The 26,293-nt window shown below is 61.0% G+C and carries 22 protein-coding genes; 12 read left to right on the top strand and 10 right to left on the bottom strand.

All coding sequences use genetic code 11. The annotated features are described in order from the left end of the window. Positions 1-43: 43 nt before the first annotated feature. From Thiosp_RS22155 to Thiosp_RS22145, 3 genes are all read left to right on the top strand, one after another. Positions 44-769, top strand: coding sequence for a hypothetical protein (locus Thiosp_RS22155; RefSeq protein ID WP_201069304.1), 726 nt, complete (start codon positions 44-46; stop codon positions 767-769). Positions 770-1,199: 430 nt separating this feature from the next. Then, positions 1,200-1,787 carry a hypothetical protein gene (locus Thiosp_RS22150; RefSeq protein WP_201069305.1) on the top strand — a complete coding sequence of 196 codons (588 nt, stop codon included), beginning with the start codon at positions 1,200-1,202 and terminating at the stop codon, positions 1,785-1,787. Positions 1,788-1,815: 28 nt separating this feature from the next. Continuing rightward, a complete protein-coding gene (locus Thiosp_RS22145; protein WP_201069306.1) occupies positions 1,816-3,642 on the top strand; it encodes a hypothetical protein in 1,827 nt (608 codons plus the stop codon). Between the two features lie 508 nt (positions 3,643-4,150). Here Thiosp_RS22145 and Thiosp_RS22140 read toward each other — a convergent pair. Together Thiosp_RS22140 and Thiosp_RS22135 are read right to left on the bottom strand one after the other, a co-directional pair. After that, positions 4,151-5,959 carry a hypothetical protein gene (locus Thiosp_RS22140; protein ID WP_201069307.1) on the bottom strand — a complete coding sequence of 603 codons (1,809 nt, stop codon included), beginning with the start codon at positions 5,957-5,959 and terminating at the stop codon, positions 4,151-4,153. A gap of 33 nt (positions 5,960-5,992) precedes the next feature. Further along, positions 5,993-6,529 carry a retropepsin-like aspartic protease family protein gene (locus tag Thiosp_RS22135; RefSeq protein ID WP_201069308.1) on the bottom strand — a complete coding sequence of 179 codons (537 nt, stop codon included), beginning with the start codon at positions 6,527-6,529 and terminating at the stop codon, positions 5,993-5,995. A gap of 221 nt (positions 6,530-6,750) precedes the next feature. Here Thiosp_RS22135 and Thiosp_RS22130 point away from each other — a divergent pair, with 221 nt between their 5' ends. The 8 genes from Thiosp_RS22130 to Thiosp_RS22095 all read left to right on the top strand — a co-directional run bounded on the left by Thiosp_RS22130 (position 6,751) and on the right by Thiosp_RS22095 (position 14,585). Continuing rightward, the gene (locus Thiosp_RS22130) at positions 6,751-7,071 is read left to right on the top strand and encodes a hypothetical protein (protein WP_201069309.1); all 321 of its coding nucleotides are present in this window, start codon (positions 6,751-6,753) and stop codon (positions 7,069-7,071) included. 304 nt (positions 7,072-7,375) lie between these two features. After that, positions 7,376-8,605: a response regulator gene (locus Thiosp_RS22125; protein ID WP_201069310.1), complete on the top strand. Its 1,230-nt coding sequence runs from the start codon at positions 7,376-7,378 to the stop codon at positions 8,603-8,605. Continuing rightward, a complete protein-coding gene (locus Thiosp_RS22120) occupies positions 8,598-9,314 on the top strand; it encodes a sensor histidine kinase (protein WP_201069311.1) in 717 nt (238 codons plus the stop codon). The genes Thiosp_RS22125 and Thiosp_RS22120 overlap by 8 nt, the downstream gene beginning before the upstream one ends. Further along, the gene (locus tag Thiosp_RS22115; RefSeq protein ID WP_201069312.1) at positions 9,307-10,056 is read left to right on the top strand and encodes a class I SAM-dependent methyltransferase; all 750 of its coding nucleotides are present in this window, start codon (positions 9,307-9,309) and stop codon (positions 10,054-10,056) included. The genes Thiosp_RS22120 and Thiosp_RS22115 overlap by 8 nt, the downstream gene beginning before the upstream one ends. Next, positions 10,007-11,335 carry a glycosyltransferase gene (locus Thiosp_RS22110; protein WP_201069313.1) on the top strand — a complete coding sequence of 443 codons (1,329 nt, stop codon included), beginning with the start codon at positions 10,007-10,009 and terminating at the stop codon, positions 11,333-11,335. The genes Thiosp_RS22115 and Thiosp_RS22110 overlap by 50 nt, the downstream gene beginning before the upstream one ends. Further along, positions 11,332-12,672: an oligosaccharide flippase family protein gene (locus tag Thiosp_RS22105; protein ID WP_201069314.1), complete on the top strand. Its 1,341-nt coding sequence runs from the start codon at positions 11,332-11,334 to the stop codon at positions 12,670-12,672. Before Thiosp_RS22110 ends, Thiosp_RS22105 begins: the two co-directional genes overlap by 4 nt. Before the next feature lie 121 nt (positions 12,673-12,793). Beyond that, complete coding sequence (locus tag Thiosp_RS22100) at positions 12,794-14,257, top strand: diguanylate cyclase (protein WP_323696707.1); 1,464 nt, start codon at positions 12,794-12,796, stop codon at positions 14,255-14,257. A 22-nt stretch (positions 14,258-14,279) separates the two neighbouring features. Further along, positions 14,280-14,585 carry an Hpt domain-containing protein gene (locus tag Thiosp_RS22095; RefSeq protein ID WP_274607989.1) on the top strand — a complete coding sequence of 102 codons (306 nt, stop codon included), beginning with the start codon at positions 14,280-14,282 and terminating at the stop codon, positions 14,583-14,585. A 5-nt stretch (positions 14,586-14,590) separates the two neighbouring features. Here Thiosp_RS22095 and Thiosp_RS22090 read toward each other — a convergent pair whose 3' ends face one another. The 5 genes from Thiosp_RS22090 to tsaA all read right to left on the bottom strand — a co-directional run bounded on the left by Thiosp_RS22090 (position 14,591) and on the right by tsaA (position 20,122). Then, the gene (locus Thiosp_RS22090) at positions 14,591-15,688 is read right to left on the bottom strand and encodes a PAS domain-containing sensor histidine kinase (protein WP_201069316.1); all 1,098 of its coding nucleotides are present in this window, start codon (positions 15,686-15,688) and stop codon (positions 14,591-14,593) included. 48 nt (positions 15,689-15,736) lie between these two features. Continuing rightward, a complete protein-coding gene (locus tag Thiosp_RS22085; protein WP_201069317.1) occupies positions 15,737-17,467 on the bottom strand; it encodes a SpoIIE family protein phosphatase in 1,731 nt (576 codons plus the stop codon). Positions 17,468-17,598: 131 nt separating this feature from the next. Beyond that, positions 17,599-17,904, bottom strand: a complete 306-nt coding sequence (locus Thiosp_RS22080; protein ID WP_201069318.1) for an STAS domain-containing protein — start codon at positions 17,902-17,904, stop codon at positions 17,599-17,601. 169 nt (positions 17,905-18,073) lie between these two features. Continuing rightward, complete coding sequence (locus Thiosp_RS22075; RefSeq protein WP_242519051.1) at positions 18,074-19,300, bottom strand: methyl-accepting chemotaxis protein; 1,227 nt, start codon at positions 19,298-19,300, stop codon at positions 18,074-18,076. Positions 19,301-19,375: 75 nt separating this feature from the next. Next, the gene (gene tsaA / locus Thiosp_RS22070) at positions 19,376-20,122 is read right to left on the bottom strand and encodes a tRNA (N6-threonylcarbamoyladenosine(37)-N6)-methyltransferase TrmO (RefSeq protein ID WP_201069319.1); all 747 of its coding nucleotides are present in this window, start codon (positions 20,120-20,122) and stop codon (positions 19,376-19,378) included. A gap of 196 nt (positions 20,123-20,318) precedes the next feature. Between tsaA and purL the strand changes: the two genes are divergently transcribed. Then, positions 20,319-24,368, top strand: coding sequence for a phosphoribosylformylglycinamidine synthase (purL, locus tag Thiosp_RS22065; RefSeq protein WP_201069320.1), 4,050 nt, complete (start codon positions 20,319-20,321; stop codon positions 24,366-24,368). 14 nt (positions 24,369-24,382) lie between these two features. Here purL and Thiosp_RS24865 read toward each other — a convergent pair whose 3' ends face one another. From Thiosp_RS24865 to nadA, 3 genes are read right to left on the bottom strand one after another with little or no spacing between them, the layout of a single operon-like run. Further along, positions 24,383-24,682 (bottom strand): type II toxin-antitoxin system PemK/MazF family toxin, encoded by a 300-nt coding sequence (locus Thiosp_RS24865; RefSeq protein WP_407702802.1) that lies wholly within the window; start codon positions 24,680-24,682, stop codon positions 24,383-24,385. Positions 24,683-24,702: 20 nt separating this feature from the next. Then, positions 24,703-24,915: a hypothetical protein gene (locus tag Thiosp_RS22060; protein WP_201069322.1), complete on the bottom strand. Its 213-nt coding sequence runs from the start codon at positions 24,913-24,915 to the stop codon at positions 24,703-24,705. A 46-nt stretch (positions 24,916-24,961) separates the two neighbouring features. Then, a complete protein-coding gene (nadA, locus tag Thiosp_RS22055) occupies positions 24,962-26,065 on the bottom strand; it encodes a quinolinate synthase NadA (RefSeq protein ID WP_207188167.1) in 1,104 nt (367 codons plus the stop codon). Positions 26,066-26,293 lie beyond the last annotated feature (228 nt).

Raw genomic sequence — 26,293 nt, 5'->3', positions numbered from 1 at the left:
ACACGTCTGACCTTCGCAAGCGCAGTGAGGCGGTGTTGCCGGCGTGAAAATCTTGCTCGCGATAATGGCTGGCACACTAGCAGCTGTGCTTGCGCTCCAGTGGTATGGCTGGAGAAATCAGCCAGAGTTTGACCTGAGTTCCGTTGAAACCGTGGGCGCAAACCCGCAGCCAGCGACAAAGTTACCTGACGCGGCGGATCTGCTCACCCCCCCGCCACCGAAGGAAGAATATGCCGCAGTGGTTGAACGGACACTGTTCTTACCCGACCGCCGCCCGCCTGAGAAGACCCCTGACGGCCCCGAAAACGGAACACCGGAGCCAGAGCCTGTTGACGACAGCGCTCTGCAAGGGCTCGATTTTAGCGGCGTTTTGATCAGCCCTGACAGCACATTGGCTTGGGTTAGTTTACCACGGGAGCCGCAGCCGCACCGGTTGCGACCGGGAGACGATTTGAAGGGATGGACGGTTCGCAGTATTGAGGCGGACCGTCTCATCTTGCGTAATCAGGATAACGAGCGCGTGTTTGCTTTGCGCGATTACGCCAATGCTCCCCCTCTTATCCCACCCACACGCTTGCCCTCAACTGCGCAACTGCCTCGCAGCGGCAGCGCAGCCGGCCAGCCGGAAGCCAAAGAAACGGATCCTGATGTCCCTGCCAGTGAACGCAACCCTCAGCCCCCTGGAGACGGTCTGGCGCCAACTGGCGAAGAGCCTGCAGTCGATCCGCGGACGCCAACAAACGGGCCTGTCTTCGGACCGAGACCGTGAGATGTAACTTGTCACGGTGCCGGCAGCATTGGTCGTGGTGCTTAACTCAGCGAGTCTGCGCTATCTCCAGCCCTCCCTTTTTGGAAACCAGGAGAGTAATTTTTGCCGATTTTACCACCAGCATGTTTTTTGCCATAACAACTCAGCTAACGGGATTTTGTTTGCCGATGGTTGGGAAAAGATTGTACATGGCTTTTCACCGCAAAACAGTTAGCTAGAGGGGAGACTTTAGTAAGCGCTGCAACCAGAGGTTTTTTTGCGATTTGTTGCAAAAAATCGGCTTTTCTGGGAAAAATACAGTTGACAGGTCAGGCGCAACGCACTAAAGTTCACCGAAATACCTTAGATCAAGAATTGTTAGGTGCTCCAAGTGTTGCGAAATTGCCATCGGCCTCCGGTCAAGCAGAGATCAATCGCTACGGGTGATTTCATGAACCCGGCCCTCCTGTGTCGCGCGCTGGTCAGTTCAACAGTTGCGCGTCTAGCCCTTGTGGTGGTGTGTCTTGTGGCGCTAGCAGGCGTTGCACATGCTTCGGATGACACGGTGGCCGAGCCACAGTTCGGCCCAGTCGGAATAACCACGTCAGAGGCCGAGAAAATTGTGCTCTCGTCGCGGCCAGAGCCGAATCTTCCGCAGGATGAGCAGTCAGTTGCCCTCATTAAGGCTTTCAAAGAGCGTTGGGATGCGCTCATTGCGAGAGATTTCGCCGCGGCGTGGGCCTACGAGACCCCAGAGTTTCGTGAAACCGTCACTGCCTCAGAGTTTTCTGGCCAGATCGGGCCTCACGTTACTTGGTACGGCGTCGAGCCGATCCAGATCGAGCAGATTGATGACGACACAGTCGAAATCGGTTTTCTAGTCGATCACGAAATCACCTACTTCGATGAAATCAGGCCCATTCGGTTTGAGCGTTACCTGACGGAGCGGTGGGTGCATGAGAAAGGGGGGTGGTGGCACCAGTCCCAATCGTTTAACATACCCGGTATGGCTCAAGACGAACCGGGCCAGAAGCCATAGTTTTTTTATCCGCACGGAGATATCGACGATGATGAATACGAAAAAGGCTCGCCTGAGTGCTGCGGTTGCCGCTGCGATCGGTGGCGCGGCTCTCGTTACCACCGGACCCATGTTCGCACAGGACGCAAATGCGCCGACAGGGTACTCGCCAACTGGGACTGGCCAAGCAGCCATCGTACCGTATTACACGGTTAATGGCGGTTGGAATACCGGTATCAACCTTACAAACACTAGTGACAGTGCGCTTGCCGTCAAGGTACGCTTCCGTGAGGCCCGGAACAGTCGAGATGTGCTCGACTTCACCATTTTCCTCTCGCCCCATGATGTCTGGACCGGTTTCCTTGCTGCTGGGGATGGTGAGGGTGCTGCTCCTATCCTAAAGCCGACCAATGATACGAGCTGCACGTCACCAACGGTCCCTATGGCTGGTGCGCCTTTGCTGGCGCTTGCATATTCAGGCCAAAACGACGATGGCGGTCCGCAGTCCAATTACAGAATGGATGAAGGTTATATCGAGCTGTTAGTCATGGGTGAGTGCAAGGCTGGTGAGCGGTGTAATCTAGGCCCAGATGGCATCGGTTGGATGATCACTCACAACGCCGAAGGCCAGCCAAACAACTGCGCCGGCGCTCAGGCTCGGTCGGTCGCTGATCCGAACGCAGCTCCTATCCCCGACTTAGGCGGTGCCTTCAACGGAATGGCTGCGAACAGTATCAATGCCTCTGCAATCTCGTCTCAGGTCGACACCAGTAGCGGTACTCCTGCCCAAATTTATGCACAACGTTCTGGTGCGCAAACCAATTATGGTGGGCCTGCCAGCACTTTCAACCCCGCTACAGATATTGGCTTCGGCCCGGTTAGGCATCCTGCGCCTCTGAAAGCAAACGTTGTTTACGTTCGCTCTGACCTCGGTGCTGGTTTTGGTACCGAAGCGCTCCACTTAGATGCTGTTGTCTGTTCGTCAGTAGCTCCAGCAGTTCAGCCTCTAGCTCCAGGGCAGGATCAAAGTTCCGTGTTGCCTGCTTGCGCACCTGGTGAAGATAATGGGCTAATGACCGCGCAGAGCGCCGTGTACTTCCTTGAGCCAACGCTCGGGACTATGCCGGCTAAGCTTTGGGACATTACTGGGTTAGACAGCGTTGAGAATCGCTTCAAATGGACCAACGTCTATAATTCATGGGTTTCTTACGCTCCCAACGATCAGTACGCAAACTGGGTAGTGAATTTCCCGACCAAGGGATATCACGTTGACCAAAACTGCGCTAATGTACAAGCCGGCAATAACGCTTGGCGAAATAACGGTGTTAACGTTCTGAATTGCCGAGGCGACAATTCAGCGCTGTATGTTGCGACTGCAGGAGGAAACGCTTCGGGGCAACGAGTTACTCCTCCGGAGGCTCAGGTTGCGCCGTTCAGCAATCTCTGGAACCTCGCTGCTGTTAATACGGCTACAGATAATCCAGATCGCGACAATGCCAATTCGCTCGTAACGGCTCAGGCTTACGTTTACGACCGTGAGGAAGGTATGGGGACAGAGGGACCAATCTTCTCTCCGGCGCCAAACAACCCGTTCGTGCTGCCGTATGAGACAAATGTAATTAACTTTGTCACAGGAGACCCTGATCCGCTGCAGTCTACAATTGGGAGTTTCCTGGATGTACAGACAGCCTTGGATAATCCTGACGCTCAATACGGCTGGGTCAATCTTCAGCTGAATAGCTCGGGTGGAGATGCTCTCTATCAGTACCGTGGCCTCCCGTCTTACGGCGTTATGTTGCAGATGCGTAGAGCGAGCTCTGCGACTTATTTCACCGGTGACATGACAAATCATGGCTACAGCTATCAGCTGAAATAGTCACACCGAGGAAGGCGTAGGGAAATGTTGAGAGATCTATGTCAGTGAATAATATATATAGTCCTGATGTAGACAATTAGCTGACCCTGTGACGTCAAAAAAACCGGCTCAATTAGAGCCGGTTTTTTTTGTGGTACAGAATGAGTGCTCTGTATTCAAGGATGTTCTCTCCTGCATTGCGTAGGTTATCGCGTTGCGGCATAGCTTGTTTCAGAGATATTTGGACCTTGTGATGACGCCGGGCCCTCTTGGTAGAGGCCTTTTGATAAGGTAATTGGACAGTAGGCGCCGATAACTGGCCGAACGAGAGCTGCTTGAAACGCATGCTGGACTGGCTGAGGGGGGGGCTAGTGAGGCGGATGCTGACCGTTCGCCCATTCGCATGACATGACCACCGTACTGTGGAAAAATGTTTTGGGTAAGTCTCAGGTTTTACGGGAAATTGATAACAGAAAACTCAGAGGGCATGGCTCCAGCATGCGATGGACGGCAAATTCTGCGTGACAGATCATTGCTGTGAAGATTCAAAGGCGCGAGTCCATGGGGCAAGCGCCTGGGAATACGTATCAATCTTGGAGCAAATCCGATCCAATTCCGGGGAGGTATCGGGGGCTGAATGGCTGTCACGGAGCTGCTGAGACAGCCGATAGCTTATGGCCTCAAGTTCTTGTCGCCAAGGACTGTCATCCGGGATTTGCTTGATTCCGTTGGGTGTGTTTGCTGTGTGAATGGCGAGTTCGCCGTGGATGACGGCAAATTGGAATGAAAGACTTTCATTTCTGTGTTGTTCTAGCATGCCAGCTAAGCGGACAGGGAGAGTGCCGCTTTCAACGCTGTTGCGAAGCGTTTGGGCAAGCAGCGACCAGCGCTGCGATGGGGTGAGGTCCAACCCAGAGGGGAGTTGGCTTGTCCAAAGGCTGGCTGCGGTCGACACGTCAAATGGCTTAAATAGAAGCTCGGCTTCAAAAGCCCAAGGTTTCACTGCTTCAAGCCCATGTTCCAGTGCAAATGCGTGGCGCAGTCCGGCATCGGCAGGATAGAGAAAGCGCATGAGGGACGCAAGCAGGCCATCCTCGCTCCGTCCGGTTGGGATGACTGGCGGCATCAGATCAGATAGATCAAGTCCGACGCAGGTCGCATGGTGAAGGTGGGTCCCGCTCAGTATCTGTGGTGAATCGCTGCTCCCGAAGGCAAAACGGGGAGCATGCCTGAACCTGAGGTATGCTTCGGGGTCAACTACAAGTTCGGGTGCATCTAGCCGGAGCTTATACAACCGCAGGTGGTCACTCGTTGTTCCAGTGTCACCAAGGAAACCGTTGTGCGTATAGCGAAGGATACCGGTTTTGTTTTTGGGGGGCGGAATGTCGTCAATTGACTGATTTTCTAGCAGGCGTTGCTCAAGACGGGAATCAGTCATTCTTTTGATGGCGTAAACGATTGGGAGCCCAAGGTAATCTGCGTGAGCCGCTAGTGGATCGCCATCGAAGGGCTGAAGGCAGGAATTGGCAGTTTCTGAATCTGGAAAAAAGACGCCGGGCGCAGGTTGAATCCGAAAGATAGGCTGTTTAGAAGCGTTTGGCAGTTGCAGCGCTCGCAGAACGGTGTCGTCATCAATCAACAATATCCGCTGCCCCGCATGCATTAGAAAAGCGAGATTATAGAGCCGGCCGTGCGTCGGTTGATTGACGTTGGCAGGATGCTTTGGGTCGAGGAGCCAACGCAGGGAGTCGCAATCATCGGGCTGGTGCCGACATAACTCCGAGATAAAACTCTCCTGTTCTTCCAGTCCGACATAGCGCAAATCTAGCTGTGTCGCGAACTCTGCAGCAAGCGAACGGTTGGCAAGACAATCATGAGAGTGCTTGGAGTCCTCTAATATCTCAACCGGCCAGCGTGATTTAAAACGCTTTGCGTTCTCAACCAGAGATTGCAAAAGCCGACGCAAGAGGTGAGGGCGATTGCAGGTTCTTATGCAAAGTGTCAAAGGTTTGTGACTGGGGGAGGCGGGATAGGAACCTGATTCGAGTTTTAATAGAAATTCATCCGCAGAATAAAACAGGCCGCGTGACACCAGGTCTTTAAACCCATTGACCAATCCGTTTTCATGGCCGCGGAGTTGAGGGATGTTATTCGCAATGACTGAGGCGTGCGCGGGAAGGGTGCGAAATACACGTAGATCACTTAAAAAATGCTGCCAACGCGCATCTACAGCCGCTACCGCGCCGGTGTCAGAGCGAATTAGCATCACCGCATGGTTGTCGATGGGCTGGATTGTGAAATCAGGTAAAGCGAACAGGCGTTTCTCGATATTAGGCATAGTTTCAAGATAAAATTGTTAGACGAAGTTGCCTTAGTTTGGCGCGCGAAGGGTGAGACGTCCATCGTGTTGAAATAGCTCTACCCGGCGCAGAAAGGTCATGCCAAGCAGAACCTCGTGCCCAGGCATGTTGGGCATGACCACCGCATGGACATTGAGGGCGTGTAGGGCGCCGATGGCAAGCCTGTCGATACGGGTCGTCCATGTGTTGACAATACCGTTGGCCGTCTTGCTGCGCCCGCCTGAGCGCAATGGCAGCCCAAGCTCGCGCGCCAGGTCCAATGGCAGGGCGACGGCGCTGGCTCCAGTATCAACCAGAAAGGTCACGGGCATGCCGTTGATGGTGCCAGGCGCTACATAGTGCCCGAGGCGATTGCGCTTGAGCACCACCTCGGCACGCCCGTCGGCGCTCGCGGATATCTCCAGGTTGCGGTTGGGGTTGTGCTCGCCCTCAAGATACTGGTGAAAGAACAGCCCGAGCAGCGCGAGGCCGACGATCCAGGCGGCAAACAACATGACGCGGCCAAAACGGGAGGGCATGTCATCCGGGCTGGGAAGCGGCTCTTGCATCGGTGATCCGGCCTTGTAGTTCGCTGTGAGGGCTAAAATATGGTGCTTGTCCTGGCACTTCGGACGTTTTCGGCTGTCTCTACTATACTTAGAGATCGCCAGCATTCGTCACAACGGCAATACTCCCACGAGTGCTTTGCATCTGATGAGAGCAATCAGCTGCGCAACTGGGTGGGTGTTGGGACGAGCGTTGACAGGACCCAACCGGCTCGCTCCGATTTATGCTGATCTCCGGCCATCTTAACCAGGTTAACCTTTACCGTCAGTGGGATCAGCCCACGCCGGCGGAGCGCGAGGTTGCGCAGCCTACAGCAACCACCGCAACCGAAGAACGCACCGCCCAGGCACCCTTCACCCCGCGCCCGGTGCTCGAACCAGAGCAGGCCGAGCGCTTCAACCGCCGCCACACCCGCCCCTCGGCACCAGAGGTCGAGAAAAATAACCCCAAGGCACGCCAGGCTCTCGACGCCTACCATGCTGTCAGCACCAGCCAGGAGCGCGAATACGTGCGCGCCATTTTTGGTGTAGACATTTACGCCTGAGCCCCGACGCCAACCCCAACCCCAACCCCAATCCAAATCCAATCCAATCCAAATCCAAATCCCAGAGACCTCCATCCGCCCACCCGTCCACCAGTCCGCCAGCCGCCAGCCCAGCACTATGAGCTCCGGGGGCAGGTATCGGTCGCGGGGGTGTTCGATCGCATGGATGCGATCGCAAGCCTACATGGATGTATTCACGGCGTCCCCCGGGACCGGTGCCTGCCCCCGGAGCCGCCCCCAAAACCCGCCGCCAATTAAGCACCCAGACAGCGAAAAATAGCGCACTGTCCGGTATAGTGTCAGCATGAATCTGGCCAAGAAGACGGTGCTGATTGTTGATGACTTTCAGAACATGCGCAGCACGCTGCGCCAGATGCTGATGTCCATCGGCTTTGATCACATCACGCCGGTGGCAACGGGAGAAGATGCCCTGGCCGCGCTGCGCGCCAAGCGGTTTGACATCGTGGTGTGCGACTACAATCTCGGCGATGGCATCGACGGGCAGCAGCTGCTTGATCAGGCGCGCGCCGAAGGGCTGATCAATCTCGCGACCGTTTTTGTTATGGTCACGGCCGAGAACTCCAACGAGATGGTCATGGGGGCGCTTGAGTTCACGCCCGATGCCTATGTGTCCAAGCCCTTCACCAAGGATCTGTTGCGCGCGCGCCTCGGACGGGCACTGCGCCGTCGCGAGCCCCTCGGGCCGGTCGCGCGTGCGCTCAGCACGCAGGGGCCACGAGGCGCGTTGGAGGTGCTTGATGCGCTGCTGGGCGAGAATCCGCCCAATCGTCTGGAGCTGCTGAACATTCGCGCTGAGCTGGCACTGTCGGCGGGGGATCTCGACGGCGCCGAGGCCGCCTGCACCCAGGCGATGGCGGAAAGACCGCTGGCCTGGGCCTTGACCCGGCGCGGGCAGGTTATGGACGCGCGCGGAGATGCCGCGGCTGCCGAGGCGCTGTATCGCGAATCCATCGCGCTGACGCCGCACTACATGGCCGCGCATGATCGTCTCGCCGCCCTGTGCGAGCAACAAAACCGCTCCTCCGAAGCGCTGGACATTCTGGTGGCCGCGCTGGAGCGCTCGCCCAAATCCCTACGCCGCCAGCGCGCGCTGGCGCGCCTGGCGATGCGGCTGCACCGCTACGAGTTGGCCGAACCCGCCTGGCGCCGCGCGATTCAGATCGCGGCGCAGATGGGGCTGCCCGATCCGGCGGATTACCTGGCGCTGATCAAGGCACTGGCGGCGCGTGGCGACATGCGCGAGGCGCAGCGGCGCTTGAAGTCCATGAGCCGCAACTGCGCCGATGACCCGCAGCTCGGTTATTGGGAGCTGGCTGGCAAAATGCTGTGTCTGGCGCCGAGCGACGGCACCGGGCAGAACGTGCTGCTCGGCGAGCTAGACGCCCTGCTCGGCAAGGCCCCGGTGCCCAAACGCGTCGGCGCCGCCCTGGCCGAGGCGGTTGACGCAATCGGCGAGCTTGGGCGCTATCCGGCACTGGCCGCGGCGCGCACTGCGGAGACCACTTATGAATAGCGATGCCGGAGTGGATTTCAGCGCCGTGCTGGCGATTGGCATCCATGACATGAAAAACTCCCTGAATCGGGTGCTTAACGCCGTGGACACGCTGGCTGAATCCGACCGCGCCAAGCAGCCGGCCGAGGCCGAAGCGCTCGCGCAACTGCAGTACGAAGCGCGGCGGATGAAAGATAATCTGACCAAGCTGCTGACCATCTATCGCCATGATCATGGCTTGTATCCGCAGAATTTTCAGCAAACCAACCTCTATGAGCTGCTTGAGGACAGCTGGCTGAACAACAAGCCGCTGCTCGACCAGCGCGGGCTGTCTTGCAACATCGCCTGCGATGAGGAACTGGCCTGGACGCTCGATGCCTACCTGGTGGGCTCGCTGATTGAGAACGTGCTGACAAACGCCGTGCGCTACACCACAAGTACCGTGCGCCTGAGTGCGCGACGCGACGGTGATTGGCTGGTGCTGGCGATTGACGACGACGGCCCGGGTTACCCGGAAAGCATGCTGGGCCGGCGCACGTTGCACGACAGCGCCGCACCGGATGCGAAGATGGGGAATACTGGCCTGGGCCTGCATTTCTGCGCTCTGGTGGCCGAGCGCCATGGCGCGGCCAACGGAGCGCGCGGCTTCATCGAAGTCAGCAATGCCGGTGCACTCGGCGGCGGCTGCTTTGTGCTCAAGCTGCCCGTGGTTGCCAACAACTATGAATAGTGCCGCCCGCCCCCGGCTGTATTTGCGCAAAAAGCCGCTGGAGTATTACGACGGGATATTGATCCGCGCAGACCCAGGGCTGCATGAGCAGGTCGCGCACGTCATCCGCCAACGGGTGCCGCTGGGCTCGCGCGTTGTCGATATGGGAGCCGGGCAGGGTGCGCTGGCGGCGCGCTTGCATGATCTCGGCTACAAGGTCACGGCCGTGGACGTGAACGATGGCGATTGTGCGCAGCAAGCACGCGCGATCGATTATCATCGGGTGGATTTCAATGCCGAGACGCAATGGGCGGACTTCATCGACGCGCATGCTGGCTGCTTCGATGCCGTGTGCGGCATCGAGGTCATCGAGCATGTCGAAAACCCTTGGGCCTATGTGCGCGGACTGGTGCGGCTGGCCCGGCCTGGCGGCACGGTGGTTGTTAGCACGCCCAACTCTGCCTCTTGGCTTTCCCGCCTGCTGTTTCTGCATAAGGGGCAATTCTGGAGCTTCGAAGAGCCGAATCTGGCCTATGGCCATATCAACCCCATTGCCCCTTTTGAGCTCAAGTTGATCCTCTCGCGCAGCGGACTGACTGATGTTGAGCTCACGCCAGCCGGCACCTTGCCGTTGATTTACGCACCCACCTTTGCGATGGCGCTGCGTTCGTTGCTGGCGCTGCCGTTGCGTCCGTTGCAACGAGGCATGATCGATGGCTGGTGCGTGGTCGCCAGCGGCACCCGAGCGGATGCCTGTTGCTGAGCGGTTTGCGTTGCACCTGCTAATTATCTCCACCTGGTATCCGCGCGCGGAAAATGACGTGGCTGGCGTGTATGTGCGCCAGCAGGTGCGAGCGCTGGCGCGCGAGGGGGTGCAGGTGGGTGTCATCCACCCGCGGCTGCATTCCCTGCGGGATTGGCGCTTTGGTATCTCAGGCAGACGGGACATCGCCGAGTCAGCGGCGCCTGATCTGCCAGTGATGGTCGCGGCAGCTGCCAAGCCAAGTGCCCGAGCCTACCCGGAGGTACCGGTCATTAGCGACGATGCATGGGCCTGGCTACCCGGCATTCCTTACGGGAATATCCGGCTCTGGGTGCGCCTGGGGCTGCGCCTTTATCGCCGTTATCGGGCGATTCATGGTCAGCCGGATGTGATCCACTCCCACTGTCTGCTAAATGCCGGTGTGCTGGCGCAACGCATTCAGCGCCGCGATGGCATCCCGTTTGTCGTGACCGAGCATTACTCCGGTTATGCGCTCGGCCGGCTGAAGCCGACTGAGCTGAGCGCGGCGGCCGGTGCCGCGCGCGCGGCCTCGCGTCGTTTTGCGGTCAGTCAAGCATTTGCGCAGCAACTGCGCACCTCGCTTGGGGCGGAGGTGGGTCTGTGGGAGGAAATGCCCAACACGGTCGACCCTGCTTTTCTCGATCACCCCTTGCCGGCGCGGCATGCGGCCCGGGAGAAGACGGATAGTTTCTGCTTTGCGGCTGTTGCCCTGCTGACCCCGAACAAGCGCATGGATGTTTTGCTGCGGGCCTTTGCGAGTGCCTTTCGCGCAGACCCCAGGGTGCGCCTGGACATCGGCGGCGACGGCTCGGAACGCGAGGCCCTGCAGGCCATGGTGGAGGAGCTTGGCCTGTCCGATCGGGTGCGCTTTCTCGGGGTGCTCGATCGCGCGCAGGTGCTTGAGCTCATTGCCACTGCGGATGCCCTAGTGCTGCCGAGCCGTTATGAAACCTTTGGCATTGTGCTGATCGAGGCATTGGCGCTTGGCAAGCCAGTGATCGCGACCCGTTGTGGTGGGCCGGAATCTATCGTGCGCGAGCAGGACGGGCTGCTGGTGCCGACGGACGATGTCGCAGCGCTGGCGCAGGCGCTGCGGCGTTTGCGCTTAACGGCCTGGCGCTATGACCCCCATGCCCTGCGTGCCGGTTGCCGGGCGCGCTATGGCGAGCCGGCGGTTGTCAGTCGCCTGGTCGACGCCTATCAGCGGTTGCTAGAACGCACGGGCGCGGGGCCGCCGCCGCAGCAGGCCCACAGATGACCCGCGGGCTCGGTTTGCGCCGCCTGATGGGGCATGTCGGTGCCACCTTTGTCAGGCAGCTTGCGGCGGCGCTGTTCGGCCTGTTGACCATTGTGATCATTGCCCGGGTCTACGGACCCGCAGCGAACGGTGCTTATGCCGTTGCACTGCTGTTGCCGACGCTGCTTGTGTCCCTGCTCAATTTCGGCGTTGCTCCGGCAAACGTCTATTACCTGGGGACTGAGCAGGCCGGCGTGCGCGCACTCTTTGTCGCAAATCTGGTGATCTTCTTGCTGGTTGGCCTGGTGGGTCTGGTCATTGGCGCAGCGCTCTTGTTGTGGCAACGCCAGAGGCTGTTTCCCGGCATCGACGCCAGCGCTTTATGGCTCGCGCTCGGGGTTTACCCATTCGCGCTCCTGAACAGCTATTTGCATAGTCTGCTGCAGGGGTTGCAGGCGTTCGGGCGCTATAATCTGCTGGCTATGGTGCAGCCGGCCATGCTGCTGCTGCTCGTGGCGGGTCTCAGTCTTGGCGGTCACCGGGAGTTGACCGGGCTGCTCGGTGCCCAGCTTGTCGCGCAACTGGTGGCGCTCGGGCTGACGCTGCGCTGGGTGGCGGAATGGATTCGGGCGGATGACAGGGGACCGGGAGTCGCAACCTGTTTGAAGCGTTCACTCGGCTACGGATGGAAGGCGCATGTCGGAAATATCCTGGCCTTCCTCAACTACAAAGCGGATGTCTTTCTGGCTAATCTGTTTCTGGGTCCGGCGGCTGTCGGGGTGTATGTGATCGCGGTGGCCCTGGCCGAGAAGCTGTGGTTGATTTCCCAGGCGGTGAGTACGGTTCTGCTTCCGCGTCTGGCGCAACTGTCGCGCGATGACGCCAAGCGCAAGCAGCTCACGCCATTGATCGCCCGGTGGCTGTTGCTGATCACTGCCATGGCCGCCCTGGTGCTGGCCTGGTTGGCGCATACCTTGATTGATGTGGTATTTGGCAGCGAGTACGCCGCGGCTGTGCTACCGTTGTGGATTCTGCTGCCGGGCATGGTGCTGATGGCGGTTTATCGCGTGCTTGCCAACGATATCGCGGCGCGCGGCCGCCCGGAGTTGAACATGCTGGTCGCACTGGCAGTTGTTGTGGTTAACCTGGCCGCGAACCTGATCCTGATTCCCTGTCTCGGGCTCGCCGGTGCCGCTGCGGCGACGACGATCGCGTACGCGCTGAGCCTGGTCATGGGGCTTAAGTTTTACCGCCGTCTGAGTGGAAATGACTGGCACGATGCGCTCTGTCTGACCCTTGATGATGCAAGCTGGCTAGCTCATGGGTGGCGGGCTGCCAAGCCCGGTTCTCAAACGTGAAAAAGCCCGGGGTGGTGGCGGTAAATCGCGCGGCAAGCTAGGATGAAGAACTGATGAGAGCGCATTGGGGCCTGTCGGGGCTCGTGGGGAAGTTGGCGGAGAAGTTGGCGGTAACAGAATCGTGAGCAGGCAGGATTACCGAATACTGATCGTCGATGATGAACCGGCGAATGTTTATTTGCTCTCGCGCATGCTGCGTGACAGCTATCACATCTCCGAGGCCCGCGGCGGTGAGGAGGCGCTGGCCATTGCGCAGGGGCCGGACAAACCGGCATTGATCCTGCTCGATGTGATGATGCCGGAGATCGACGGTTTTGAGGTGTGTCGCCGGCTCAAGGCGGATGACAACACCAAGGATATTATCGTTATTTTCGTTACCGCCATTGGCGACAGCGCGGCCGAGGAGGTCGGGCTAAAGCTGGGCGCGGCCGATTACATCACCAAACCTATCAGTTTGCCGATTGTGCGCGCGCGGGTGCGCAATCAGATCAACATGCGCCAGAAAGCGGACATGCTTGAGGCTATGTCCTACATCGACGGCCTGACGCATGTTTACAACAGGCGTAAGTTCGATACCCTGCTGCACAAGGAGTGGCAGCGTGCGCGTCTCAGCGGCAAGCCGCTGGGGCTGATCATGATCGACTTTGATCACTTCAAGGCACTGAACGACCACTACGGCCATGGCGCGGGAGATATCTGCCTGCAACAGGGCGCGGCGGCGCTTGGCAGCGCGCTGAAGCGACAGGGCGATCTACTCGCGCGTTATGGTGGTGAGGAGTTCGTCGCTTTATTGCCGGATACCGACCTGGAAGGCGCGCGGGTTACGGCTGAGGCCATGCGCGCGGCGGTCAAGGAACTTGCGCTAGAGCACAAGTATTCCTCGGCGGCCAATCATGTCACCGTGAGCCTGGGCGTGGCGGCGGTTCGCGCCGATGACGCGCATCCGGCGACCTACTTGCTGGAGCTGGCCGATCGGGCGTTGAATCGCGCCAAGTCGTCGGGACGCGACCGCGCGGTGCTGATGGATGAAAAGCTGGATGCCGCGCTCGGTGCCGAGGATGTGGCGGTGCCAATGCGCTCCGAGGACCCGCTGGAGAGGGTTGATTCGCTAGCGGTCACTGAGGCGGGCTTGTCGCCGTTGCAGACCTCAGCTCTGTCGGCGGGGCCCACAACGGAACGCCGTCGCTATGGTGCGCGGAGTGTCTCGCCTGATGAAATACCGCAGCCCGAGAAGGTGCTGAAGGCACTGAGCGAGCTCTACGTGCTGCCGCTAAGCGCCGAGCTGCATGCCGAGCTCGACAGCCTGTTCGGCGTAGCCAGCGATCTGATCGAGCGGTTGCAGACCGAAACCAATGCCTATGCCAGTCGGCTGTCGGGCACGCAGCCTCAGGCAGACGCCATGCCGGCAAGTGCTGGCGGTTTCCGCACGGGGCAGTTGCAGGCGTCCCCGGGCGCGCCGGAGCCCGAGGTGGCAGGAGCGGACTCCGCCAGCCCAGCCGAGGCCACCCCGGTCGAGAACGGCGGCGTGCGCTATGATGCCGCGCGACTCATCGCACAGGATGCCGCCAGCGGGGGGGGGGGATGAGCGTTTCGATATTGCTGAGTTGATGCGCCGTCTCGGCGATGATCGGGAAATCGCCGATGCCACCATCGAACAATTTTTGGCCGATGCGCCCGAGCGGCTCAAGGAAATGCGCGTCTTGCTGGAAGCGGGGGACCTCGGCGGGCTGCACTTTAAGGGGCACAGCCTGAAAGGGCTGGCCGGCGCGGTCTCTGCGCCGCACCTGCAGGAGCTAGCCGAGCAGCTCGAGAAGTCGGCGCCTGATCTCACCATAGCGGCCGATCTGGTGGGGCGTCTACAGCAGGAGTACGCCCTGCTGGAGCCCCGACTGCGCGGAGCGCTGGCTGCATAAATCCCTCAATCGGACCGCTCAGTCACGCGGCTGTCGCCGGGTAGCTCGACCCACAGCAGGGTGCCGGTGTCTTCGGCGCTGTCGAAGCCGATAGTCCCGCCCACTGCATTGACGATCAGGCGGGCTGAGTAGGTGCCCAGGCCGTTGCCGCTGCTCTTGCCCTGGGTGACGTACTTGTCGAAGAAGCGCGGCTGAATCTCGGCCGGGATGCAGCCTTGGTTGTGGATCTTGACGCTTGCGCCTTCGCCTCCCCGCTCGAGACTGATTTTTACTTGCCCGTCGGCGGGCGATGCCTCAAAGGCGTTTTTGATCAGATTGGCGAACAGGTTGTAGTACAGCAGCGGTTCGCCGCGCAGGATGCAGCGATCCGCCGCGGTGACGGGCTGGCCGTCGATGAGCAGCCGTCCCTGCTGACCCTGGCTGGCGGCGAATTTTTCGCAGTCCGACAGCACGCGCGCGAGTAGCTCGAGCAGGTCCATGGGCTCGCCCTGCAACGGGTAGCCGCCGGCCTCAAGCTTGTAGAGATTGAGCGATGCATCGATCATCTCCACCATGGTGCGCGCGGAGCGCTCGACAATGTCGAGCAGTTCGAGCTGCTCGGCGGTCAGGTTGCCATCGTCGCGGATCAGGTCGGGTATGTTGAGAATGGCGTTGAGCGGCGTGCGCAGGTCATGGCGCATCAGCCGTTCGATGTCCGCGCGCATGCGCTCGTGGCGGATGCGCTCGGTGATGTCCATGATGAAGGTGACCTTGCGCGGCTGCCCGTCATTGCCGGTGATCTGGGTCGCGTCGGCAATGATCTGCTTGATGTTGCCGCAGCGGTCGAGCACCTCCCACTCCCCACGCACCTCATTGTGACCTGCGATGAAGCGGTCATGGAGCTTATGCATCAGTGTCTTGTTTTCATCCGGCACCACCAGGGTGAAGTGCTGACCGAGTAACTCCTCGACGCTATAGCCGTAAAAGTGGCAGTAGGCCGGGTTGACGAACTCAAACAGACCTTGGGCATTGGTGATGCAGATGGCAACGGGCGTGGCGTTGATGACCTGCAGCATGCGATCGCTGAGCGCGGATGATGTTTGGCGATTTTTCTGCTCAGTCATGGAGCTCAGTCACGGATGGAGTGGTGGAGCGAGGGCAGGCGCAAAAAGTTACCAGGCATAAATTGCCTCGACCTCGGCGCCATTGCGGCTATGGCTGACGGACTCGCACAGATCGCGCACCAGTTTCATGCCGCGTCCCCAAGGTTGGGAGGCATCGGTCTGCAGGGGTTCTTCATCATCGAAGCCAGGGCCGCTGTCGCGCACGCTGATGCGGATGCGTCCTTGGCGCCCAGAGCCGGGCTGGTAGCTCAAGCTGAGCTTGATCCAGCCTGGCGTGGGCACAGCCAGGCGGCGTTCGCGCTCGCGGTAGTAGAGCTCGAAGCCGTCGGGGGTGGCCTTCATGCTGGACTCGAGCCTCAGAACACCGTGCTCAAGGGCGTTGGTGTAAAGCTCAGTGACAATGGTCTGCAGCGCGCCGATGTGATTGTGCAGGCCCTCAAGCAGACCCACGGAGCCGAGCAGGTCCTCAAGCGCGGGCAGGGTGTCGAGGCGCGCGTCCGCCAGCTCGATCGACCAGCGCCAGCCGGATTGATAGAGCGCGGTCTTGGATGCCGGAGAGGAGTGATAGTCCGAGTTACCCAGCGGGATCTCGACAATGGTGATGTCATCGAAGGGCTCGCCGCTGCGCAACTCATCGAGCGATTCGATCAGGTGGTCCATGACGGGCTCACCGTGCTTCCAGCGCTCGAGCACCTGCGGAAAGCCGTTGTCCTCAAACATCAGCTCGTCTGGCTTGGTGCCGGTTTCGAGTAGCCCGTCGCTCATCAGCAGCAGGCGGTCGGTGGGCTCGGCCTGCAGGTGATTGGCATGCTCGCGCTCCGGCAGCGGATGCAGGATGCCAAGCGGCAGGCTGTGGGAGTGGAGCTCGACCAGGCCATGGCGAGTTTGCATCCAACCGCTTGGCATGCCGCCGTTCCACCAGCGCAAAGTGGTGCCGGTGTGGGCGATGGAAATCAGCCAGGCGGCCATAAAGCGGTCCGCCGGCAGCAGTTGGTAGAGTTTGCGGTTGATCTCTGACAGCACGCGGTCATCATCCACGCCTTTTAATGTCATGGTGTGAAAGATGTCCGACACCGGCATGGCGCCAATGGCGGCTGCGAGTCCGTGACCGGTAAAGTCGCCAATGAGAATGCGCAGCCCGCCGTCGGGCAGGTACTGTGACAGCACCAGATCTCCACTGAAGGTGGTCGCTGGGCGCTGCACGAAGCGATAGCGCCCGGTGGCAGCGTTACGCGTGTTGACAGCGCGACTCAGCAGGCGTTCGGCAAGCTTCTGCTCTTCCTGGTCTTTTTCGATCAGGGTGGAGAGTGCTGCATTCTTGGCGGCAATGGAGCGCTGGAGATCGCGCACGCGCTCCATGGCCTGGATGCGCGCCTTGAGGATGCCGAAGCTGAACGGCTTGGACAGGAAATCATCGCCGCCGGCCTCGGTACACTGAATCAGGGATTTTTCATCGCGCAGCGCGGTAAGGAAGATCACCGGCACGAACTCGCTGCCGGTGCGGGCCTTGATGATGCGCGTGGCTTCGAACCCGTCCATGCCCGGCATCATCACGTCCATGAAGATGATATCGGGATGCTCGTTGTCGAATTTGGCGATGGCTTCCTCGCCATTGTGGGCCTCAATGGCGGAGAAGCCCTCGCGCTGGAGCATCTGGGTCAGCAGGCGGCAGTTGGTCGGCTCGTCATCGACGACCAGCGCCTTGCCGCGCGGGGCGCCGAGCTGTTGGTCGCCTGGCTGCTGGCTGCCGGGGCGCGCCTGGGTCTCGGCGTTACTCATGCGAACGGATGAAAAACTGTGGGTGCTGCCGGTGGATTATTCGGGAGCATGGCTCGGGCAGATGAAGTGAGAACATGGCTCAGGAACATGAATTGCGGGCATGACTTGCGCGCGGGCATCACGCGGTGGCATTAATCGAGGCGGAAGAGCTTCTCAAAGTTGGCGATCTTGAGCACCCGCTGCACATCCTCGCCGCAGCCCTGGATGCGCACCGGCGAGGAATCGCCGCCGGCATGCTCGCGCAGCAACAGCAGCATGCCAAGCGCCGAGCTGTCGAGGTAGGAGGTGGAGGACAGGTCGACTACATAGGACTTGCTGCCGGACGGTATATCGCGATACGCGTCACGGAAGGCCTTGTGCTGCGCGAAGTCGAAGCGGCCGTCGATCTTAATGACGACTTGCTGCTTGGATTCATCGATGTGTCGGGTGATGCTCATGGCTTTCTCCGATGTTCACTCGGGCCGCGAATGCTCCAGTGGCAGGCGTCCCGGGAGTAGGTTGTGGCGGTTGTTCCGGTCTCTGGTACCCGGGCTGGTGCGGGCGGTGGCGTGCTGCCAAGTGATCAGTTTACGCCGATGCCGCGCCATTTTGGCAGGAGTTCGCCGGCTAAAAGAAATCAAGCTCTCCGGCGGCCATGTTCTGCTGGCTCACGGCGCGGTGGGCGGCGTCGGCCACCTCAGAGCGCAGCGCTTCGAGCCGTGTCTTGGCGGCCTCGACCTCCTCGCCGGACTCGTCGTTCTGGGCTAAGGGGAGTTGGTTGAGCTCGGCGGCGAAACGCTCGAGGAAATCGATGCGCTTGTCGGCGCGCTCGAGCACTTGCCGGGTAATGTCCTCAAACTGCAGCAGGCGCAGGGCGGTGTTGACGTTTTCGCGCAGGCGGTCAACCACGTTGCCAATCTCATCGATGCCTGAGGCGACCATGGCGTTCATGGCCTGAACCTTTTCGCTCATCTCATCCATCGTGCCCTTGGCGTTGATGGAGGTGCTCATGTCCTGCGAGGCCATGCGCCCGACGATCTCGCGCGTGGCGGTGAAGATGCGTTGAGACTGCTGCACCTGATCGCGGATTTCGTCGTTGAACTGGGCCGAGTCCTGGGAGAGTTTGCGAATTTCCTGCGCGACCACGGCAAAGCCACGCCCGGCCTCGCCGGCGCGGGCGGCCTCAATGGCGGCATTAAGTGCGAGCAGGTTGGTCTGCCGCGCGATGCTGTTGGCGCTGTCGAGCAGCGTGAAAATACCATCCATCTGCGTCGAGAGGTCGTCGACCTGATGGGCAACCTCCACGCTGTTTTTGCCCATGTTGATGAGTCGCTCGACGTTCTCTGTCAGCAGGATGCTGTTTTCTTTTAGGAAATCATTAACATCGATGTGCGTTTCCCCACCCGAGGAGGGGTTCCCTTCGCTGCCTTGCATCAGGTTGTTGACGAGACCCTGCTGGGTTTCGGACTCGGCCAGCATGCCGGAGAAGCTGTTTTGCAGGTCACTGACGGCATTGGAGATCAACCCGAGGGTTTGGTGCACCATTTCGCGCAGCTCGGAGATTTCGTTTTTGATCAGCTCATCGACCTCGACCACCAGGCTCCAGATTTCATGATCCCAGCGGCGGGTTTCGGCGAGAGTGGCAACCTCTTTGCTCGATGCGCTCGCGAGGTTTTTGCTGTGCGGCTGTGCCTGCAAGGCCTGGTAGACCCATACAACGGTGACCAGCAACAGACTCAGCCAGGCGGGAGGCACGCCGGGGATGAGAAGGGTTTGCAGAAAAAAGGCACCGCTGACGGCAAGCGCTAGCCGGAACTGGCGCAGTTGTTCCCAATTGACTTCCGGAATCTGCAATGGTTTTTCCCCAGTAGGAACCTGTAATTGGTTTTACTCACAACCCGAGTATAGCTGACCGCTGATCTCGCGCGTTCAGGTAACCGCTGTGATGCGCGTCACAATGGCACGCTGGCCTGCAATTTGCCATTGAATGTCACAACCATGCAAACGCAGCGCGAAGGTATCGCGCTGCGGGTAGCGGTCCATGTAGCCCGGACGCGGGTCAAGCGCGATCACTTGCTCGATCAGCGCGCGCAGCTGCAGTGTGCCTTCCGGGTCGATCCCGGCAAGTTGTTGCTCGGCCTGGTTGCTAATGCTCACCGACCAGACAGCATCCTCGAGCCCGGCGGTGAAACCGGGGCTGGCGTCGGGTAGCGCATCGGCATAGGGCACATAGGGCTTGATATCCAGTACCGGTGTGCCGTCGAGCAGATCGACCCCGCTGAGCTTTAGATGCAGGCCGGAGTCGTCGCGCGCAAGCCCGTGCCAGGCCACCGCGGACAGGCCGATGGGATTGGGCCGGTAGGGCGAGCGACTGGCAAAGACGCCGACTTTGGCGCGACCACCCAGCCGCGGCGGGCGCACCATGGGTTGCCAGTCCGCCGCGAGGCAGTCGCGGTGGAATACGAACACCAGCCAGAGATGCGAAAAGCCCTCGAGCCCGTTGAAGGCTTCTTCGCGATCGTAGGGGGGGAGCATTTTCAGTCGTGCCCGCGCGGCCGGAGCCAGGCGTGCCTGGCGCGGAATGCCGAACTTGTCGTCGAACGGCGAGTGTATGCGTCCGATGGGGCGGAAATGCAAGGTATCCGGCCAATCCGGATCGGTGTCAGTCGTGGCCATGGGAACCTGATAGCAAAATCGCCCTGAACGCCGTTCGACAAAGGACATCGTCTTTGCGATCGGCAGAAGTGTTGGTTAAGGCATCGACGGGACCTTCGCATGCGCTGACCGCCGGTTGATTTCGATTTCGCGCCCTCGCGCGAATCGGCTTAAGATGGGCCGGCACGGATTATCCGCGACCAAAGGTAACCTCGCTATGCTGTGTCTGCGCGGCGCACCAGCGCTGTCTGAATTCCGTCTGAAAAAACTGCGCCAGCGGCTGGAACAGGCCGGCGCAAAAAAAGCCGACCCAGACCAAGCTGGGACGAAGCAAATCACTTTGGGCGCGCTGCGCCTCGCGGCGGAATATCTGCATTTCGTTCAGCTCGAACCACGGGATGACGAATCCGGCGAGTCGCCCCCCGCACATGAGCGCGAGCGGCTCGCGCAACTGCTCGATCCCCAAGGACTGGCCGCAGGGAGTCCGCCCGAGGGACTGTTGCTGCTCGCGCTGCCGCGTCCCGGCACTCAAACCCCTTGGTCGACCAAGGCGACGGAGATCGCGCGCAACTGCGGCTTGACCTGGGTGTCGCGTATCGAGCGCGGCACGGCCTACTATCTCAGCGCTGATTATGCCATCGATCAGGACGCGCTGCGCCATGCCGGTGCGCTGCTGCATGATCGTATGACGGAAATTCTGGTGTTCGATCAGAGCGCGGCCGAGGTGCTGTTCGAACAGCCGCAGCCGCGCCCGCTGCGGCGCATCGAGGTCTTAAACGGCGGGCGCGAGGCGCTGCTGCAGGCGGATGTCGAGCTTGGCCTGGCGCTCTCAAGCGACGAGATCGACTATCTATTCGAGAGCTTCAGCGCGCTCGGTCGCGATCCCAGCGATGTCGAGCTGATGATGTTTGCCCAGGCCAATTCCGAGCACTGCCGACACAAGATTTTCAACGCCGACTGGGTCATCGATGGTGATGAGCAGTCGCAGACGCTCTTTGCGATGATCCGCAACACCAGCCAGTCGGCGCCGCGCGATGTGCTCTCGGCCTACAAGGACAACGCCGCGGTCATCGCTGGCTGGCCGGCTCAGGGGCTGGTGGCCTCGCCTGACGGCGGGCGCTACCGCGAGCATAATGCGCGGCTCGAAATTTTGCTCAAGGTGGAAACGCACAATCACCCCACCGCCATCGCGCCGCATCCGGGCGCCGCCACCGGCTCGGGTGGGGAAATTCGCGACGAGGGCGCCACCGGTCGCGGCGCCAAGCCCAAGGCGGGGTTGTGCGGCTTTGCGGTATCCAATCTGCGCTTGCCTGGTTGCGAGCAACCCTGGGAGCAGGTCCGGGAGCATTTAGGGAAGCAGGATTGGGGACGCCCCGGGCGCATCGTCTCGGCGTTGGACATCATGCTGGAGGGGCCGATCGGCGCGGCAGCCTTCAACAACGAATTCGGCCGGCCGAATCTGGCTGGATTCTTCCGCACCTATGAGCAGGAAATCCCGCTGGCCAACGGCGGCAGCGAGTTGCGTGGCTACCACAAGCCGATCATGCTCGCCGGCGGCGTCGGTGCCATTCGCCCCGGGCAGGTGGCTAAGCAGGAGTTTCCGCCCGGTACGCCCCTGGTGGTGCTCGGCGGCCCGGCGATGCTGATCGGCTTGGGTGGTGGAGCGGCCTCCAGTATGGCCAGTGGCGCCTCGGCGGAGGATCTGGATTTTGCCTCGGTGCAGCGCGCCAACCCAGAGATGCAGCGGCGCTGCCAGGAAGTGATCGACCGTTGCTGGGCGCAGGGTGACTTCAACCCGATTCTGTTTATCCACGATGTCGGTGCCGGCGGGCTGTCCAACGCGCTGCCTGAGCTGGTCAAGGACGGCGGACGCGGCGGGCATTTCGCGCTGCGCGCCATCCCCAGCGCCGATGCCGGTCTGTCGCCGATGGAGCTGTGGTGCAACGAGGCCCAAGAGCGTTATGTGCTGGCAGTGGCGGCCGATCGGCTCGATGATTTCGCCGCCATCTGCGCGCGCGAGCGCTGCCCCTATGCCGTAGTCGGTCATGCCAGCGCGGAGCCCGAGTTGCGCCTGAGCGATGAGCATCTCAATGACACCCCCATCGACATGCCGCTTGGGCTGCTGTTCGGCAAGCCGCCGAAAATGCGCCGCGAGGTCCAGCGCCTGCCCGCGCCCTGTCAGCCCCTGGCGCTGGAAGGTATCGACCTACGCGAGGCGCTGGAGCGGGTGCTGCGCCTGCCAACGGTGGCGGCCAAGACGTTCTTGATCACCATTGGCGATCGGACGGTGACTGGCCTGGTGGCGCGCGATCAGATGGTTGGCCCCTGGCAGGTGCCGGTCGCCGACTGCGCGGTCACGCTCACCGACTACCAGGGTGTGACTGGTGAGGCCATGGCTATGGGCGAGCGCCCGCCGGTTGCGCTGCTCGACGCGGGCGCCGCCGCGCGCCTGGCAGTGGCCGAGGCGCTGACCAATATCGCCGCCGCCCCCATCGCTGATCTCGGCGATATTAAGCTCTCGGCCAACTGGATGGCCGCGGCCGGGCATCCCGGCGAAGATGCGCGCCTGTTCGATGCGGTCAAGGCCATCGGGCTCGAGCTCTGCCCGCAGCTGGGCATCGCCATTCCGGTCGGCAAGGACTCCATGAGCATGAAAACCGTCTGGGAGACGGACGGACCGCGCGGCCCGGAGCGGCGCGAAATGGCTGCGCCCCTGTCGCCCATCATTTCCGCGGTGGCGCCGGTGACGGATGCTAGTCGTGTGCTGACGCCCGAGCTGCGAGGCGATCTCGGGGAGGATTCGGGAGCCGCTCAGAACGGAAGCGAGCTGCTGCTGATCGACCTCGGTCGCGGCCAGCATCGCCTCGGCGCCTCAGCGCTGGCGCAGGTCTATGAGCAACTCGGCGACGCGGTGCCCGATGTGGACGACCCAGCCCTGCTGCGCGGCTTCTTTGCCGCCATTCAGCAATTGAACCAGGACGGCCTGCTGCTGGCTTATCACGACCGCTCCGATGGCGGCCTGCTGGTGACTCTGTGCGAAATGGCCTTCGCCGGGCATTGCGGCTTGGAGCTTGATCTTAGCGACTGGCTCGGCGCCGATGCCACGGACAGTCAGGTGCTGGGCGCGCTTTTTGCCGAGGAACTGGGCGCCGTGGTGCAGGTGCGCGCCGCGCAGGCCGATGAGGTCAACGGGCAGCTGCTGGCCTGGGGCCTGGGCGAGTGCGTACAGCGCCTGGGCCGGCCACGTGCGGATCAACGCATCGAGCTGCGCTGCGGCGAGCGCTTGCTGCTAGAGGCCGGGCGTGCCGAGCTGCAGCAGCTGTGGGCCGAGACTAGCCACCAGATGCAGCGTCTGCGCGACAACCCCGACTGCGCCGATGAAGAGTTCGCGCGCATCGAGGCTGATGATGCGGGCCTTGGCGCCACCGAGCTGAGCTTCGATCCGGCCGAGGACATCGCCGCGCCCCTGATCAACACAGGCGCCCGCCCGCGCCTAGCGGTGCTGCGCGAGCAGGGCGTGAATGGTCAGCTGGAGATGGCCGCGGCGTTCGATCGCGCCGGCTTCGCCTGCCTCGACGTGCACATGTCGGATATTCTGAGCGGCCATGTCAGCCTGAGCGATTTTCGCGGCCTGGCCGCCTGCGGCGGGTTTTCCTACGGCGATGTGCTGGGCGCAGGCCAGGGCTGGGCCCGTACCATTCTGTTTAATGATCGCGCACGGGATGAATTCGCGGCCTTTTTCGCGCGCAGCGAAACTTTCGCCCTAGGTGTGTGCAATGGCTGTCAGATGCTCGCCAGCCTGCGGGAGCTGATCCCGGGCGCCGAGCACTGGCCGCGTTTCGCGCGCAACCGCAGCGAGCAGTTCGAGGCGCGCCTGAGTCTGGTGGAAGTGACCGAGTCCCCGTCCATCCTGCTGCGCGGCATGGCCGGCTCGCACCTGCCGATCGCCGTCGCCCACGGCGAGGGACGCGCGGTCTTTGACAGTGATGCGGACCTTGAACAGACGCGCGAGCTGACCGTGCTTCGCTACATCGAGCCCGATGGCAACCCATCGACACTCCAAGGGACCGAGCGCTACCCCGCCAACCCCAACGGCTCACCCGAGGGCATCACCGCCCTGACCAGCAATGATGGCCGGGCCACCATCATGATGCCGCATCCCGAACGCCTGTTCCGCACCCTGCAATATTCCTGGCACCCGCCCGAGTGGGGCGAGGACGGCCCCTGGCTGCGGCTCTTCCGCAACGCGCGGGTGTGGGTGGGGTAGGGCAACAAGGGTTGTCAGGTGTCCAAAGCCTGTCGCAATGCCAGATTGAGTTGCAGGATCTTTGCGGATGATAAGTTGCCCAGGTAGTGTGTGAGGCTCGCTTTCGGAAGGCTGATTAATTCATCGCAGTGGATTGCGCTTTCATGCTTCAGTCCTTCCAAGGTGCCTAGCTGGACCTGAGTCGAGAGACCGTGGTATCGGCTGTAAACCGGAGCGCAGGTGACAGTGGAGAATTTTGAGTCGATCAAGACTTGTCGGCTTACGACGACAAAGGCTCTTGCCCGCTTTGGGTCGCGCGACGACGGGTGACGCACAAGATAAAGATCGCCTCTTCTCAAGGCATCACCTGGAAGGCGAGAACATCTTCTGCTTCCGTGTTTAGTGTGTTCGCGTTTTGATCAAGGATGTCGCGATCGGTGCGCGAGGGTTTCTCTGTTTCGATGAACCGCAGCAAAGCCATTTCGATGATCGCCGGAAATTTGACCGAACCATCGCTAAGGCACTCAAGTTCCGCGGCTAGGTCGTCATCAATCTCGATTGTTTTCATCATCATCAATCCTGAAAAAAGTTCGCAATCCTCGGTTGGCTGGCTCCTAACTTTTTGGTTGCGCAGAGCCGCCGATGCCTTTCTCCCGCGCGAAGTCGAGCATGCGCTGAATCGGCGCCACGGCGCGCACGCGGATGTCTTCGGGGATATGAATTTCCTGATCGCCCCGTTCCAGCACCCGCGCCAGGTTTTGCAGCGCGTTCATCGCCATCCAGGGGCAATGGGCGCAGCTCTCGCAGGTGGCGCCCTCGCCGGCGGTGGGGGCGGGGATGAGCTTCTTGTCGGGCGCGAGCTGCTGCATTTTCCAGAAAATGCCGGCGTCGGTGGCGACGATGAATTCCTTGCGCGGCATGTCCACCACGGCGCGGATGAGCTGGGTAGTGGAGCCGACCACATCAGCCTGGTCGACGACTTCATCGGGGGATTCCGGATGCACCAGCACGGCGGCGTCTGGGTGCAGACGGCGCACGCGCTCAAGCGCGAAGCCTTTGAACTCCTCGTGCACTACGCAGGCGCCGTCCCAAAGCAGCACATCGGCGCCGGTCATGCGCTGCACATAGCGCCCGAGGTGCTTATCCGGCGCCCAGAGGATTTTCTCACCCCGGGCATGCAGATGCTCGACCACCGGCAGGGCGATGCTCGATGTCACCACCCAGTCGGACCGCGCCTTGACCGCCGCGCTAGTGTTGGCATAGACCACTACCTGGCGGTCAGGATTGGCATCGCAAAAGGCGCTGAAGGCATCCGCCGGGCAGCCCTCGTCGAGCGAGCAGGTGGCGGCCAGGTCTGGCATCAGCACACGCTTTTCCGGGTTGAGAATCTTCGCCGTTTCGCCCATGAAACGCACGCCGCAGACGATCAGCGTCTCGGCGGTGGTCTCGGTGCCAAAGCGGGCCATCTCCAGTGAGTCCGCGACCCTGCCGCCGCTGTCCTCGGCCAGCGCCTGCAGATCGCCATCGGTGTAGTAATGCGCGACCAGAACCGCCTTTTGTTGCGCCATCAGTGTGCGGATATGCGCGATCAGGTCGGCTTTGTCGCCGCTGGACAGCTCGGGCCACTGCGGGTGCGGCGGGACTGTCACAGGAGTGCGTCCGGCTTGCCGGATGCCAGCGTCGGGGCTGGAGGTGGCGAAGGGGTTGCTTTGCGTCATCGATAATTGGCTCGCTAATGGATGGTTGCCATGTCGATTTGTTGGCGGTGTCCGCTCAGTTAAGACAAGCTCGGACGATCATCATTGACGGCCGCCATCCGCATGATCGGCCGGCGCAGCGCGCGACGATCACGCAGCCGGCTTCGAATCAGAGTGTGGCGTTCCAGCGCTGGTTTCGCAATGCATTTGTCATCAGCTCACCGCCAGTACCGACGTCGCCGCGCTGCC

Source organism: Thiorhodovibrio litoralis (genome assembly GCF_033954455.1).
GTDB lineage: Bacteria > Pseudomonadota > Gammaproteobacteria > Chromatiales > Chromatiaceae > Thiorhodovibrio > Thiorhodovibrio litoralis.
This window is presented reverse-complemented; position numbering and strand designations above follow the sequence as displayed.

Excerpts from the sequence above, each read along its gene's own strand:
- Thiosp_RS22150 (WP_201069305.1), top strand. The coding sequence starts at position 1,200 with ATGAACCCGGCCCTCCTGTGTCGCGCGCTGGTCAGTTCAACAGTTGCG.
- Thiosp_RS22145 (WP_201069306.1), top strand. The coding sequence starts at position 1,816 with ATGATGAATACGAAAAAGGCTCGCCTGAGTGCTGCGGTTGCCGCTGCG.
- Thiosp_RS22140 (WP_201069307.1), bottom strand. The coding sequence starts at position 5,959 with ATGCCTAATATCGAGAAACGCCTGTTCGCTTTACCTGATTTCACAATC.
- Thiosp_RS22135 (WP_201069308.1), bottom strand. The coding sequence starts at position 6,529 with ATGCAAGAGCCGCTTCCCAGCCCGGATGACATGCCCTCCCGTTTTGGC.
- Thiosp_RS22130 (WP_201069309.1), top strand. The coding sequence starts at position 6,751 with ATGCTGATCTCCGGCCATCTTAACCAGGTTAACCTTTACCGTCAGTGG.
- Thiosp_RS22125 (WP_201069310.1), top strand. The coding sequence starts at position 7,376 with ATGAATCTGGCCAAGAAGACGGTGCTGATTGTTGATGACTTTCAGAAC.
- Thiosp_RS22120 (WP_201069311.1), top strand. The coding sequence starts at position 8,598 with ATGAATAGCGATGCCGGAGTGGATTTCAGCGCCGTGCTGGCGATTGGC.
- Thiosp_RS22115 (WP_201069312.1), top strand. The coding sequence starts at position 9,307 with ATGAATAGTGCCGCCCGCCCCCGGCTGTATTTGCGCAAAAAGCCGCTG.
- Thiosp_RS22110 (WP_201069313.1), top strand. The coding sequence starts at position 10,007 with ATGGCTGGTGCGTGGTCGCCAGCGGCACCCGAGCGGATGCCTGTTGCT.
- Thiosp_RS22105 (WP_201069314.1), top strand. The coding sequence starts at position 11,332 with ATGACCCGCGGGCTCGGTTTGCGCCGCCTGATGGGGCATGTCGGTGCC.
- Thiosp_RS22095 (WP_274607989.1), top strand. The coding sequence starts at position 14,280 with ATGCGCCGTCTCGGCGATGATCGGGAAATCGCCGATGCCACCATCGAA.
- Thiosp_RS22090 (WP_201069316.1), bottom strand. The coding sequence starts at position 15,688 with ATGACTGAGCAGAAAAATCGCCAAACATCATCCGCGCTCAGCGATCGC.
- Thiosp_RS22085 (WP_201069317.1), bottom strand. The coding sequence starts at position 17,467 with ATGAGTAACGCCGAGACCCAGGCGCGCCCCGGCAGCCAGCAGCCAGGC.
- Thiosp_RS22080 (WP_201069318.1), bottom strand. The coding sequence starts at position 17,904 with ATGAGCATCACCCGACACATCGATGAATCCAAGCAGCAAGTCGTCATT.
- tsaA (WP_201069319.1), bottom strand. The coding sequence starts at position 20,122 with ATGGCCACGACTGACACCGATCCGGATTGGCCGGATACCTTGCATTTC.
- purL (WP_201069320.1), top strand. The coding sequence starts at position 20,319 with ATGCTGTGTCTGCGCGGCGCACCAGCGCTGTCTGAATTCCGTCTGAAA.
- Thiosp_RS22060 (WP_201069322.1), bottom strand. The coding sequence starts at position 24,915 with ATGAAAACAATCGAGATTGATGACGACCTAGCCGCGGAACTTGAGTGC.
- nadA (WP_207188167.1), bottom strand. The coding sequence starts at position 26,065 with ATGACGCAAAGCAACCCCTTCGCCACCTCCAGCCCCGACGCTGGCATC.